Origin of the sequence: Planococcus salinus, from assembly GCF_003719725.1 — a bacterium.
Classification (GTDB): domain Bacteria; phylum Bacillota; class Bacilli; order Bacillales_A; family Planococcaceae; genus Planococcus; species Planococcus salinus.
This window is the reverse complement of the sequence record NZ_RIAX01000004.1, coordinates 264,472-277,418: the sequence shown is the minus strand read 5'-3', so window position 1 is coordinate 277,418 and position 12,947 is coordinate 264,472. Positions and strand designations below refer to the sequence as shown.

The window sequence follows — 12,947 nt, the reverse complement described above, 5'->3', positions numbered from 1 at the left end:
AAAAGCTGCTGTTTTTTAAAAATTTCTTTCTTTTCAGTGAAATAATGTTATCATTTGAATACTTTACAACAAAGACATCAGGAGGAAGAAGCAGATGGTAACATTTTTCGCGGCGTTGGTTTTGCTGATTTTAGGTTATATCTTTTATTCGAAATTCATTGAACGTGTATTTGCAGTCGATGATCAAACACCGACTCCGGCATATGCTCAGAAGGATGATATTGATTTCGTACCGATGAGCTGGTGGAAAGGAAATCTGATTCAATTGCTGAACATTGCCGGGCTCGGTCCAATTTATGGAGCGGTGGCAGGGGCGTTATATGGCCCTGTCGCGTTTATCTGGATTGTCATTGGCTGTATTTTTGCGGGAGGTGTTCACGATTACTTTTCCGGCATGATGTCGATGCGCCATGGAGGTGCTCAATTTCCCTCGCTTGTCGGCCGTTATTTAGGAAAACATATTAAAGTCTTTATCAACGGCCTGTCACTTGTTTTGATGTTATTGGTGGCTGCCGCTTTTACAGCAGGACCCGCTCAATTGATTTCCCAAATTTCACCGGTCAGCTTCATAACGGCCTTAGTAATCATATTCGCTTATTATATCCTGGCAACAGTGCTGCCGGTCAACCGTGTCATCGGCCGCATCTATCCTTTCCTTGGTGGCATATTATTGTTCATGGCGGTGGCTGTTGCGGCCGCATTGATACTTTCAGGAAAGCCGATGCCCAATCTGACCTTCAGTAATCTGCATCCGGGCGAGCTTCCGATTTGGCCGTTGTTGATGGTCACCATTTCATGCGGAGCAATCTCAGGATTCCATTGCACGCAAAGCCCGATTATTGCCCGCACGATGAAAAAGGAAACGGATGGACGCAGAATTTTTTACGGAGCAATGGTCATCGAAGGTGTCATCGCGTTGATCTGGGCGGCTGCCGGGATGACCTTTTTCAATGGCACATACGGTTTGCAGGAAGCATTGGCCGCAGGAGGACCTTCCGGCGTGGTCAATGAAATCTCCACATCGTTGTTAGGTACAATGGGAGGGGTTCTGGCGATATTTGGTGTAATCATTTTACCGATTACAACAGGAGACACGGCACTGCGCTCTTCCCGGATGATTGTCACCGACTTATTTTCAAAGTTTTTCAACATGGACGGCAAAGTGAAGATTTTGCTCATCACGGTTCCGCTGGCCATTCCGACTTTCTACATGGCGACAATCGATTATACCTTTCTATGGAGATATGTGGGTTGGACCAATCAGGTGGTAGCTACTGTCATGTTATGGACGGCAACGATGTATCTGCTGAAAAACTATAAGTTTCACTGGATCAGTGGAGTACCTGCCACCTTCATGACAGGCGTCGTTTCGATGTATATCTTCTATGCACCGGAAGGTTTGAATATGGACTATCAGATTTCTGCCATTATCGGCTCCTGCATTACGGTGGCAGTGGTTGTATGGTATGCAACTCAAATCTTGAAATATCGCCACCAAAAACAGGCAGCGTCTGATTTTACTGCTGTTTAAGAAATAATGAACATAAAATCCCCGGCATCTTTGCCGGGGATTTTTGAATATAAGGAATAAAGGTGGAGAAAATGTAAAAAACGGAATTCGAGCGAAAAGAAACATAAGAGCCTTTCCGTCTTGCGAAGGTTCAGAAAAATCTTAAATTATTATAAGCCTATAGTAAAATCGCATAAAATTATTCAGCTTTAAAGCGTTTTCCTAAAAAATTTTTTATTTTTTTATATCCCTCTCCTTTAGTGAGGCTTTTCACCGGCTCTCGGTCCCATCGTTATAGGCTTCCTGGCCGTTTCTGGCAAACAGAAAAAACTTTTTTGAAAGCGCTTTAATTCAGCTGAAAATGGCCGTTTTCCGCTGTATCAATTTGCTTTCCTTCCCGTTTTCTTTCATACTGGACCCATCGCATGTTTCATTCTTGTAGTGATCATTCACCCGTGAAACATCAACCGACCGACTCAACAATACATTGGTTGAATAATGGAGAAGGAAGTCACTGGATAATATTTTTTTGAGAAAATCCTTATTATCAGTGATTGTTCGTCTTCATTTCTGCTCAGCAGATCAAGAGGGTTTTTCACTTCCCCTTATCTGGTTCTACTATCTCCGGCATCATACCATCCAGAGTTTCCCATCTACTCGCCAATGACTTTTGCTAGTAACGAAGATGATCTTTCCGGAAACCCAGTATAAATTCAATGAATGATGACCAGTATAGTAGCGGGCAAAGAATGAAAGTTCAGTAAGCGACCAAGGGAGGAAGTTTAAAATTTTAGCAACGAATTGCATAAATATACGAAAAGTCAGTTGAATAGTATTGTGCATAAGCTTATTTGTTTTCGAAATAGGCGGTTTTAGTATGAAAAAATAGTGAAATCAGTCATTAATCATATTGACTAAAAATTCGTATGAGTGCATAATAATACTTATTCGAAGCTTGCAGTTACACGCAGCAACCGACGTTTTGCAAAAAGCGGTGGTGTGCTGACATTAAACAGGTGGTGAATCGTACGTGAAGAAAAGAATCGTCGTTAAAATAGGAAGCAGCTCTTTGACGAATGTAAATGGTGGGCTTGATATTGAAAAATTGCGGGAGCATGTGGATGCCATTGCGCGTTTGAAAAATCTTGGGCATGAAGTTATTTTAATTTCCTCTGGAGCAGTTGCAGCCGGCTTTACCGACCTTGGTTATCCAACACGTCCAGTCACCATGGTAGGTAAACAGGCCTCTGCGGCAGTGGGTCAGGGATTATTGATGCAGGCCTACACCGATGAATGCAAACGGCACGATCTTGTCGCAGCCCAATTGTTGCTGACGAGACAGAATATTTTAGAACAGGACATGTACAACAATGCAAAAGCGACGATAACAGAGCTGCTGAGAAGAAATGTACTTCCAATCATCAATGAAAATGATTCCATTTCGGTAAAAGGCATGACTTTCGGTGACAATGATATGTTATCTGCTTTGATCAGCGGACTCGTGCATGCGGATTTCCTGATGATTTTGACAGACATCAACGGCATTTACGGCCAAAACCCAATGACAAACCCCGATGCAAAAAAATACAATTTCCTTCCTGAAATTCACGATGAACTGGTGGACGCCACTTCCGGTGCAGGTTCCAAAGTCGGAACAGGCGGCATGAAGTCCAAGGTGGAAGCGGCACGAACAGCGCTCGATCTCGGTGTCCAGGTATTCATCGGATCCGGAACAGGTGATGAAAAACTGGTCGACATTCTTGAAGGAAAAGGCGATGGAACCTATATCGGCATGTCAACACAAGCTTCTGTGAAAAATTCCAAGCAATGGCTGGCTCTGCACTCGATTCCAAAAGGGAAAATCGAAGTGGACCAAGGTGCTGAAGATGCGATATTGAAGCATGGCAGAAGTTTGCTGCCGGTGGGAGTAACAAAAATCATCGGTCATTTCAAAGACAATGACGTAGTCGAAGTCCTTAACACAGCTGGAAAAATCATCGGCAAAGGGCAAGTGAATTTTTCTTCTGAAGAATTATTGAAAATCAAAGGCTTACCAAGCAAAGAGGCAATGTCAAGAGCGAATAGTTGCCATCAGGTGGTCATTCATCGTGACCAATGGATAAGCCAAAGCGAGAGGAGCCATTTAAATGAGCCAATCAGTACAAGCAGCACCGTATAATGAACTGATCAATAAAGCAGAACAGGCAAAATCAGCAGCTTCGGTCATGGCCAAAATGACGACAGCACAGAAAAACGAGGCTTTGCGACTGATATCAGCCCAGTTAATCGAGGAACAGGAGTTTATCCTGTCTGAAAACGCCAAAGACTTAACGAGCGGCAAAAGCAACGGCATGAACGATTCGCTGCTTGATCGCCTTTCTTTGGATGAAAACCGTTTGAAAGACATGGCAAATGCCTTAATCCAAGTAACTGAACTTGAGGACCCGGTAGGCGAGGTACTGGAGAAATGGCAACAGCCGAATGAATTGGGTATGACCAAAATCCGTGTCCCTCTTGGAGTCGTCGGAATGATTTATGAAGCAAGACCAAACGTTACGGTTGATGCGTCAAGTCTGTGCCTGAAAACAGGAAATGCGGTCGTATTGCGCGGCAGTTCAACAGCCATTCACTCGAACAAAGCGCTTGTTCAAGTCATCCACAATGCCTTGAAAAAAAGTGATTTGCCGATCGAAGCTGTGCAGTTGATTGAAGATACCAGCCGTGAAACGGCTTCAGAAATGTTTAAACTGAATGATTACCTGGATGTATTGATTCCACGCGGCGGTGCGAAACTGATTCAGACGGTTGTAGCGAACGCTACGGTACCTGTGCTGGAAACAGGCGCAGGGAATTGCCATGTATACATTGACGAAACAGCTGATGTGGAAATGGCGGTCAGCATTGTCATTAATGCCAAGACACAGCGCCCATCTGTCTGCAATTCGTGTGAGTCTGTTCTTGTCCATAAAGAGTGGGCAGCTGCCCATATGCCTGAATTGCTTAATGCATTGCAGGAAAAAGGCGTGCAGCTTCATGGAGACGAAGAAACTCAAAAATTCCACGACAATGTATTCCCTGCCGGTGAAGAAGACTGGGCGAAAGAATACCTGGGTCTGGAAATCGCTGTGAAAGTAGTGGAGTCCGTGGATGAAGCTATTGCGCACATTAACCAATACGGCACCAAGCATTCAGAAGCCATTATTTCTGCGACAAATGAAAACGTCGAGAAATTCATTATGGAAATCGATGCAGCGGCCGTGTACCATAATGCGTCTACACGCTTTACAGATGGATTCGAGTTCGGCTTCGGCGCTGAAATCGGCATCAGCACGCAAAAATTGCATGCTCGGGGACCGATGGGCTTGCCAGCTTTGACTTCAACGAAATACATCATTAAAGGCAATGGCCAAACAAAATAACAGCCAGATGAAAAAACCAGAAGCGGTAGACTGCTTCTGGTTTTTTTGACTTTCCTTGCTAAACGGCGCCTTTTGAAAGTGTCGGCAGAACTATTCAGGCACATAACTCGAAATCACGACGCCAGTCTCTGTCGTACTGCTTTCTGCCAGTTCCAGCTCTGTCTGTTCGATGCCTTCTTTGAACAGCTGTTTTCCGCTGCCCACCACGATTGGAAAGACCATCAGATGAAACTCGTCAATCAATTTTTCTTCCATCAATGCCTCAATCAATTCTCCACTGCCATAGACCAAAAGATTCTGGTCAGTCGCTTTCAGTTTTTCAATTTCTTCTGTGATATTGCCTTTGATGAATTGTGCATTCCACTCTGCCTCTTTCAAAGTTGCCGTGACTACGTATTTCGGGATGCTGTTCATTTTGTCGGCAAATCCCTCCTCATCGGTGGCAGAAGGCCAGGCGGCTGCAAATTCTTCGTAGGTGATCCGGCCAAGCAGGAGGGCATCGCTTGCGAACAGAAGGTCAAGCTGGAATTTCGCAATTTCATCGTTCCAATACGGGGCAGTCCAGGACGGGTCTTCCATGACTCCATCGAGCGTGACATACATCGCTACACGAATTTTTCCCATGCTCATTCTCCTTTGCTGTGGCATCAAGTAATGGTGCAGCTCAGTTATATTATATATTCCCTTTTTGCAGAGAATTATCTTTGGTTTCGGGTAAATTCTGAAATTTATACAGGCATTATATAGTGAACTACCCACCACTTAAATCTTTCAGATTTTGAAGTGGGGGCTTCTCGACTTCTCGCCACTTTTACCAGCTGACGAAAACGGACCGAGCTATCCCTCGTGTTCCACGAGTTCTTGTTTTCAGGATAACCCCAACAGCAAGCGGCCTTCGTTCTTGATGTTGATGGCGGCGTTCCAGTCCCTGTCGGAAACAAATCCACACGCACAAGAGAAGGTGCGTTCCGACAAGGGCATGTCTCTTCTATGACCACAACTCGAACAGGTCTTTGTCGAAGGGAACCACTTGCTGATTTTGATCAGTTTCTTCCCCTGCTCGAACAATTTGTATTGGAGGAAAGCCGTAAACATCCCCCATCCATTATCGGCCACACTTTTGCCAAACTGGAGCGCCTGGGACATGCTTTTCATATTCAAATCTTCGATGACGACACAATCATAGCGTGTCACCAATCGTCTGGCTGTTTTGTGCAGAAAGTCCTTCCGCTGGTTCGCCACGTGTTCGTGCAGGCGGGCGACTTTGATCCGCTGTTTCTCGTAGCGGGCAGAACCTTTCGTTTTGCGTGAAAGAATGTTTTGCTCCTTTGCCAGCTTCTGCTGTGTCTGCCGATAGAAACGGGGATGATTGGCTTTCTCACCCTGTTCACTTTCGACATACAGACCATCCATCGCAAAGTCAAGTCCGATAATCTCATTGATTTCTTTCAGTTTCGGTTCATGCTCATATTCAGTCAGGATAGAGATATAGTATTTCCCTGTGGCAGAACGAGAAATGGTACAAGACTTAATCATGTGATGTGAAGGAACTTCCCGATGCTGTTTCAGTCTGACGAGCCCGAGTTTCGGCAATTTGATGTGGCTCTCCAAAAGCTGTATATTGCCGTTCACCCGATTCGTCGTATAGGATTGCTTCGCTTTTCGGCTCTTGAACTTTGGAAACTTTGCCCGTCCTGCGAAGAAGTTGGTGTATGCTTTTTGCAGGTTCAGCTGTGCATTTGCCAGCGCTAAACTATCCACTTCTTTCAGCCACGCGAATTCTTGTTTGTATTTGGCGGGTGTCGGAAGTTTCTGTTGTTTCAGCAATCCCTTGTCGTCTTTGAATTGCTCATAGATTTCCTTGCGTTCCGCGAGCATTTTGTTATAGACAAAACGAACACAGCCGAACGTTTTTAGCAGCAGCTGTTCCTGTTCTTTCGTCGGGTACAGACGGAACTTATACGCTTTGTTTGCCATATCAAATCACCTCGCTTTCTTCCTTTGATTATATCCAGAAAGAGAACAAAAAACCATTTTGGCTGCGCCAACCGAAATTCATCTCCCCCTTACCGCTGGGCTTCGCCCGTTGCGCGCTTGAAGAGGGAGACTTCTTGCGGGAAACGTTAAAGTTGGAAAACTGTTCGTTACTTGCGGTAAGCTAAAGAAACGAAAAGAGGGGGGATGAAAAGATGGACTGCAACAATTGTTCAGTAACGCAATTGAGATTTGAATTCAAAATGGAAGGGGTGGCAGGCAGTTCGTTCTCTCCAGAAGTATTCAATCATTTGAAAAGAAGAGGGCTGCCGGTGGAGGAGAAAGCCGGCCATCTGTTGGTAGGAGAGGACGGGGCAAAAGAACTGTGGGATTTTTGTCTCCATCACTTGAAAGAAGAACGGATTTCTTTCCGGCTTAGTCAGCAGGACTGGAAGCCGTTATCCAGTATTGAGGGTGTTTTTACGATGGGCTGGATTGACGAAGTAATGGCAAAAGAGCTGCTGACATGTCATTATCAGCCGATCGTCAATGCATCTGAAGAGATTTTTGCCTATGAATTGCTGTCACGCTTTCACCGGGAAGATGGCTCGACAATTTATCCGAACGAGATTTTTTCAGCAGCAAAAAGCCGGGGACGTCTGTATGCCCTTGACCGGATTTGCCGAATGACAGCTGTCAAACATGCAGCGGTGTTAAAAGGAGCCAAAGCTTTTATAAACTTTATTCCTACTTCGATTTATTCCCCCGAATTTTGCCTGCGCTCCACTACAGATCTTGCACAGCAATTAGGAATGGATCCGGAACAGCTGGTTTTTGAAGTGGTTGAAACAGAAAAAGTGGATGATTTGGAGCACTTGAGGAAAATCCTCGCTTTTTACAAGAAAAAAGGGTTCCAATATGCGTTGGATGATGTCGGAGAAGGGTACAGTACGATTGAAATGCTGGCCGATTTGAAGCCGCAATATATGAAGCTGGACATGCAATTCGTCCACGGGGTGGCAGGAGACACTGCCAAACAACAGACCGCATTGAAATTCTTGCGAAAAGCGTTGGAAGTCGGATCAATCCCTCTGGCTGAAGGAATCGAGACACGGCAGGATTTCGAATGGTTAAAACAGCAGGGCTATCAATTATTTCAAGGCTATTATTTCGGCAAACCAGCAGCCTCTCCGATAGAAGAAGGGCAATGGACAAAGCGCGTTTAGCATTAAGGGAGTAAATGATTCACGAGAAAGGGGAGAGCGCTATGTTATCTTTTGATCCAAACGAACAATCAGATCGGGAAAATTATAAATTGTTGATTGGTTCTGTCATTCCGCGACCCATCGCTTTTATCACCAGCGTAGCAGAGGATGGCACGGTCAATGCGGCACCATTCAGTTATTTCAACGCCATTTCTTCCAAACCGCCTCTGCTGACAGTTTCAGTACAGCGGAAAAGCAGGAAATCGAAAGACACAGCCCGCAATATCCGGGAAAAAAAGGAATTCGTTGTGCACATCGTGGATGAGGAAAACGTGGTTGAAGTTAATAAAACCGCTGCTTCGCTGCCTGCTGACCAAAGTGAAATCGACTTGACCGATTTTACGTTGATTGACAGCGAGGCGGTTTCCATTCCAGCTGTCAAACAATCGAAAGTCCGTTTTGAATGTGTGCTGGAGCAACTGGTGGAGCTGGGGGAAACCGATTTGATCATCGGCAGAATCGTTCGTTTCCATATTGATGAAGCCATCTATCAGGAGGGACGGATTAGTGCAGAAGCATTAAAGCCGGTGAGCCGGCTGGCAGGCACGAATTACGCTAAGCTAGGTGAGATTTTTTCGTTGAAAAGACCTCAATAGAAATTGAAGAACCCCTTTGAGAAAAAATTCTCAAAGGGGTTCCTGGTTTTATGAAGTTATACTGTATCGAAAGCGGGATTTTCCGCTTTGCTGGCTCGTTCTTTCTTGCCGTGCAACAAGTAATACAAAAAGGAAGTGGCCAATGCTACACCGCCAAGGATAACATAAAGTGTGCTATAACCCGTCATTGCAATAAGAAAACCGAGGACGTAAGGTCCGAATCCGAGTCCTGCGTCCATGAAGATGAAGAACGTGGAAGTGGCAAGACCCATACGATGAGGCGGTGTCAATTTGACGGCGACCGCTTGTGTAGTGGACTGGATGTTGCCGAATCCCAGTCCGATCAGTACACCCGCCAACAATAACATGGCGCTGGTGTTCGCTGTGCTGAGCAGCACTAATCCGGCTCCTAAAGACAAGAATGCCGGATACATGATGAAATTTGCTCCTTTGCGGTCCATTAAACGACCTGTAAAAGGACGGGAAAGAAGTACGGCAATCGCATAAACCACAAAGAAAAAGCTGGCCGTTTCCACCAAATCGACTTCAATTGCATAAAAATTGATAAATGATAAAACACCGGAATAACAAAGTCCTGAAACCAGCGTGATAACGGCAATCGGTAAAGCTTTCGGTTCAATGTAATTGGATAATTGAAACCCTTTCGGCATACCTTTCTCAGAAGGAGATTCGACTGGCGGTACATAAATAAATAAAGAGATAATCAGGCTGATGACGCCCAGCAGCAGACAGACTCCAAAAATCATTTCAAAACTGGCACGCTGACTCATGTAGAGACCGATGAAAGGTCCTAGTGCTGTGCCCATAGTGGCACTCATGCTGAAATAACCTATGCCTTCGCCTTTTCGTGCCATCGGGATAATCTGCGCTGCAATCGTTCCCGCTCCTGTACTGGCCATTCCCAGCGTCATGCCGTGTAAAAAACGGGTAAGCAGTAAGAATGACAGGCCTAAACTCAGGAAATAAAGCAATGTTGTCAACGTGAATAAAATGAGACCGATGACTATTGTTTTTTTGCGTCCGATTGAATCGATAATACGTCCGATAAACAGCCGGCCCACCAAAGCGCCGATGATAAAAATTCCTGTCACAAGACCGGCTTCGCTGGTCGAGGCACCGTATTCTTCGACGGCATAGACAGCAATGGTCACGGCCAACAGATAAAAGATGAGGACTAAGAAAAAATTTATGGTAGAAGCAACGATAAAATCTTTGGTCCATAATTTAGGCTTAATTTGTGTCACTTTACAGTCTCCTTGCTGATTAAATTACTGCGTATTTCTTTCATAATCTGAATAGCAGCAAGTTGGTCTTTTTCTGAAATGCCTTTGAGAATCTCCTGTTCGAATTGATCGACTGTAAGCCGGACCTCTTTGTAAAGGCTTTCTCCGAGGGGACTCAATCGCACCCGTTTTTCGCGGCGGTCCTTACCCGGAATATGCTCCAGGTAGTTAAGTTCTTCGAGGCGTGTCACTGTGCGTGTAACGGTCGGCTTTTCCACTCGTTGGTAATGGGCGAGCTCCACTAGTGTCGCCGACCCGTTAGTTGCTAAGTAATGAAGAACCGACCACTGGGCTCTATACAAATCATGCTTGGCCAGCTGAACATTGAGCTGGCTTTCAAAAGGCCGGTACAGCATAAGAAGTTGATGAAAAAAATCTCTATAAGCAGTGATGAAATTTCCTCCTTTTATAGTTTCCTTGGGTAATTGTTATCTAAGGTAACTATAATAAATTATCAATAAATCCACCTGTTGTCCAGCTTTTTAAACCAAAAAAAGAAGCCGCCTTTTAAAGGGGCTTCCAATAATTTAGAAATCAAAGTTGTCGGGATCTGGACCGACGCGTGTGTTGCGGTTCAACGCTTCAATCTGTTCCATATCTTCTATGCTCAGTTCAAAATCAAAAATATCCGCGTTTTCCGCCAGCCGTTGCTCATTCGTCGATTTAGGGATGGTCACGACACCTGTCTGCAAATCCCAACGAAGAATGATTTGAGCGACTGTCTTATTGTATTTATCCGCCAGCTCCTGAAGGACCGGCTGTTCCAGTAATTCACCAGCCATCAACGGCGACCATGCTTCCAGCTGTATGCCTTGCTCTACACAATAAGATTGAAGTTCTTTTTGTGTCAAATAAGGGTGGTATTCAATTTGATTGACCATTGGTTTGATTTCCGCGTCCTGCAGTAAATCTTCCAAATGATGGACGTGAAAGTTACTGACGCCAATCGCTTTGACGCGTCCGTCTTTGTAAAGCTTTTCCAGCGCTTTCCACGCTTCTTTGTACTTCCCTTCGACCGGCCAGTGGATCAGATACAGATCGAGGTAATCGAGCCCGAGACGATTCAGGCTTGTATCATAGGCTGCGAGTGTCGAATCATAGCCCAAATCGGTGTTCCATACTTTTGAAGTGACGAATAAGTCTTCTCTGCTGATTCCTGCTTCTTTGATGCCTTCACGAATTCCCCGGCCGACACCTTCTTCGTTGCCATATATGGCGGCAGTGTCAATGCTTCGGTAGCCCAGCTTAATCGCCGTTTTAACGGCGTTTACCAGCTCAGGGCCTTCTTTGACGCGGAATACACCCAAGCCGAACCAAGGCATTTCGGCGCCGCTTTGTAATTTTACTACGTCTTGCAGAGTTCTTGTCATAATGCCGAACCTCCGAACTGTTTGTTGTTTTGGAAAACTTGCAGCTGCTCTTTGAGCAAAAAACAAGAATAGTTCTGTATACCCTGATGGAAAACAAAAGAAACAAGTCTGTCCATGACGAAGGGTAAACTGATGGTAAAAAGCAACTGCTTAGAAAAGCAGTCACTTTTTTATTGAGCAGCGGTCTTTTGCTTCTTTTCTTCGGTTTGATTGATCAAAGTTGTTCCAGCCAAGTCGCCGGTGACGTTTAAGGCGGTACAGCCCATACCGACGAGGGCATCAATGGCTGTCAGCAAAGCGACGGCTTCCATCGGCAAACCAAGCTGGACAAAGACGGTGGCAATCATGACGATGCCGGCTCCAGGAACGCCTGCGGTTCCGATCGAAGCGAGTGTCCCAACTAAGACCACCATCAGCATCTCAGAGATTGTCAGGGGGTCTCCGACGACATTGGCCGCAAACACTGCTGAAACTGCGATGCGGATAGCGGCGCCGTCCATATTGATGGTCGCACCAAGTGGCAGGCTAAAGCCGTACAAGCTTTTCGGCAAGCCCATATTTTTCGCCGCATCCAGCGTCAAAGGCAATGTGCCGGAGCTGCTTTGTGTAACAAATGCCGTAATCATCGGCGTCCTTGCATATTTGAAAAATGCGCCCGGCTTCACTTTGAAAAGCAGCAGCAGAATCGTGTAGATAACCACTTGAGCGATCAATGCCACATACAAAACAACCACCATTTCCCCTAACGAGAACAGCGTGTCCAAGCCCTGGTTGCCGACGGTTTCAGCCATTATGGCAAACACACCGATCGGCACATACTGAAGGATCACTTTCAAGACGAGCAGCGTCGCTTCATTCAACGCATTGACGGTTTTGTAGATATGTCCGCCAAGGTCCCCAAGTTCAGTCGAGCTGCGCATATAGGAGATAGCGATTCCGAACGCAAGAGCTGTAAAGATGATGCCCAGCAAATTCAATTCGCTGAAAGCAGTGAAGATGTTGGATGGGACGATGCTCAAGAGAACGCTGATAATGCCGGGGTTTTCCGGCACGTCGAATGTCTCGCTGCCGTCCAATTGCATGCCGGTTCCGGGTTGCAGCAAAGTGGCGACAGTCAGCCCGACGATGATGGCAAATGCAGAACTCAATGCATAGTAAAGGAACACTTTTCCGCCCATGCGCCCAAGATCACTGATTCCCGTCTGGTTGACGCCAACAATCAGCGTAAACAAAATAAGCGGGATGATCAGGAACGTCAGCAGGCTCAACAGCAAATCACCAAGCGGAGCCAGCACCACCGCTTCTTCGCCAAAAACAAGCCCCACTCCGATGCCGAGCAGTAATGCGATGGTGATTTTAAAAATTAACGATGCATTTATATATGCTTTCCAAATGGTTTTCATAACCAGCCTCCTTGTAACTCCGAATCTATTTAGAAAGTTTATAGTTTTAGTCGGAATTCATCTTTCTAAGATATAGGAGAAGAGGCAGGGTGTCAAAGGAATTGCG

General features: G+C 45.5%; 11 protein-coding genes. 5 read left to right on the top strand and 6 right to left on the bottom strand.

Going from position 1 to position 12,947, the window contains the following annotated elements:
- The first annotated feature begins 94 nt into the window (after positions 1–94).
- The 3 genes from EEX84_RS07950 (at position 95) to EEX84_RS07940 (ending at position 4,929) form a co-directional block, all read left to right on the top strand.
- Positions 95–1,531 carry a carbon starvation CstA family protein gene (locus EEX84_RS07950; RefSeq protein WP_123165081.1) on the top strand — a complete coding sequence of 479 codons (1,437 nt, stop codon included), beginning with the start codon at positions 95–97 and terminating at the stop codon, positions 1,529–1,531.
- Positions 1,532–2,540: 1,009 nt separating this feature from the next.
- On the top strand, positions 2,541–3,689 hold the full coding sequence (gene proB / locus EEX84_RS07945) for a glutamate 5-kinase (RefSeq protein ID WP_123165080.1): 1,149 nt from the start codon (positions 2,541–2,543) through the stop codon (positions 3,687–3,689).
- Positions 3,658–4,929 (top strand): glutamate-5-semialdehyde dehydrogenase, encoded by a 1,272-nt coding sequence (locus tag EEX84_RS07940; protein ID WP_123165079.1) that lies wholly within the window; start codon positions 3,658–3,660, stop codon positions 4,927–4,929. Before proB ends, EEX84_RS07940 begins: the two co-directional genes overlap by 32 nt.
- A 90-nt stretch (positions 4,930–5,019) precedes the next feature.
- Here the strand turns inward: EEX84_RS07940 and EEX84_RS07935 are convergent, their stop codons facing one another.
- Both EEX84_RS07935 and EEX84_RS07930 read right to left on the bottom strand, forming a co-directional pair.
- Complete coding sequence (locus EEX84_RS07935; RefSeq protein ID WP_123165078.1) at positions 5,020–5,553, bottom strand: dihydrofolate reductase family protein; 534 nt, start codon at positions 5,551–5,553, stop codon at positions 5,020–5,022.
- A gap of 243 nt (positions 5,554–5,796) precedes the next feature.
- On the bottom strand, positions 5,797–6,906 hold the full coding sequence (locus tag EEX84_RS07930) for an RNA-guided endonuclease TnpB family protein (RefSeq protein WP_123165077.1): 1,110 nt from the start codon (positions 6,904–6,906) through the stop codon (positions 5,797–5,799).
- Positions 6,907–7,118: 212 nt separating this feature from the next.
- On the opposite strand from EEX84_RS07930, the gene EEX84_RS07925 reads away from it, so the two are divergent.
- Entirely contained in the window at positions 7,119–8,129 is a 1,011-nt protein-coding gene (locus EEX84_RS07925; protein ID WP_123165076.1) for an EAL domain-containing protein, read from the top strand.
- A gap of 41 nt (positions 8,130–8,170) precedes the next feature.
- Positions 8,171–8,764, top strand: a complete 594-nt coding sequence (locus EEX84_RS07920) for a flavin reductase family protein (protein WP_123165075.1) — start codon at positions 8,171–8,173, stop codon at positions 8,762–8,764.
- A gap of 56 nt (positions 8,765–8,820) precedes the next feature.
- Here the strand turns inward: EEX84_RS07920 and EEX84_RS07915 are convergent, their stop codons facing one another.
- The 4 genes from EEX84_RS07915 to EEX84_RS07900 all read right to left on the bottom strand — a co-directional run bounded on the left by EEX84_RS07915 (position 8,821) and on the right by EEX84_RS07900 (position 12,841).
- Positions 8,821–10,029 (bottom strand): MFS transporter, encoded by a 1,209-nt coding sequence (locus tag EEX84_RS07915; protein WP_123165074.1) that lies wholly within the window; start codon positions 10,027–10,029, stop codon positions 8,821–8,823.
- The gene (locus EEX84_RS07910; protein WP_192892935.1) at positions 10,026–10,424 is read right to left on the bottom strand and encodes a MarR family winged helix-turn-helix transcriptional regulator; all 399 of its coding nucleotides are present in this window, start codon (positions 10,422–10,424) and stop codon (positions 10,026–10,028) included. Before EEX84_RS07910 ends, EEX84_RS07915 begins: the two co-directional genes overlap by 4 nt.
- Positions 10,425–10,595: 171 nt before the next feature.
- A complete protein-coding gene (locus EEX84_RS07905; RefSeq protein ID WP_158599089.1) occupies positions 10,596–11,438 on the bottom strand; it encodes an aldo/keto reductase in 843 nt (280 codons plus the stop codon).
- 170 nt (positions 11,439–11,608) lie between these two features.
- Positions 11,609–12,841, bottom strand: coding sequence for a dicarboxylate/amino acid:cation symporter (locus EEX84_RS07900; RefSeq protein ID WP_123165072.1), 1,233 nt, complete (start codon positions 12,839–12,841; stop codon positions 11,609–11,611).
- Between the last annotated feature and the right edge of the window lie 106 nt (positions 12,842–12,947).

Excerpts from the sequence above, each read along its gene's own strand:
- EEX84_RS07950 (WP_123165081.1), top strand. The coding sequence starts at position 95 with ATGGTAACATTTTTCGCGGCGTTGGTTTTGCTGATTTTAGGTTATATC.
- EEX84_RS07940 (WP_123165079.1), top strand. The coding sequence starts at position 3,658 with ATGAGCCAATCAGTACAAGCAGCACCGTATAATGAACTGATCAATAAA.
- EEX84_RS07935 (WP_123165078.1), bottom strand. The coding sequence starts at position 5,553 with ATGGGAAAAATTCGTGTAGCGATGTATGTCACGCTCGATGGAGTCATG.
- EEX84_RS07930 (WP_123165077.1), bottom strand. The coding sequence starts at position 6,906 with ATGGCAAACAAAGCGTATAAGTTCCGTCTGTACCCGACGAAAGAACAG.
- EEX84_RS07925 (WP_123165076.1), top strand. The coding sequence starts at position 7,119 with ATGGACTGCAACAATTGTTCAGTAACGCAATTGAGATTTGAATTCAAA.
- EEX84_RS07920 (WP_123165075.1), top strand. The coding sequence starts at position 8,171 with ATGTTATCTTTTGATCCAAACGAACAATCAGATCGGGAAAATTATAAA.
- EEX84_RS07910 (WP_192892935.1), bottom strand. The coding sequence starts at position 10,424 with ATGCTGTACCGGCCTTTTGAAAGCCAGCTCAATGTTCAGCTGGCCAAG.
- EEX84_RS07905 (WP_158599089.1), bottom strand. The coding sequence starts at position 11,438 with ATGACAAGAACTCTGCAAGACGTAGTAAAATTACAAAGCGGCGCCGAA.
- EEX84_RS07900 (WP_123165072.1), bottom strand. The coding sequence starts at position 12,841 with ATGAAAACCATTTGGAAAGCATATATAAATGCATCGTTAATTTTTAAA.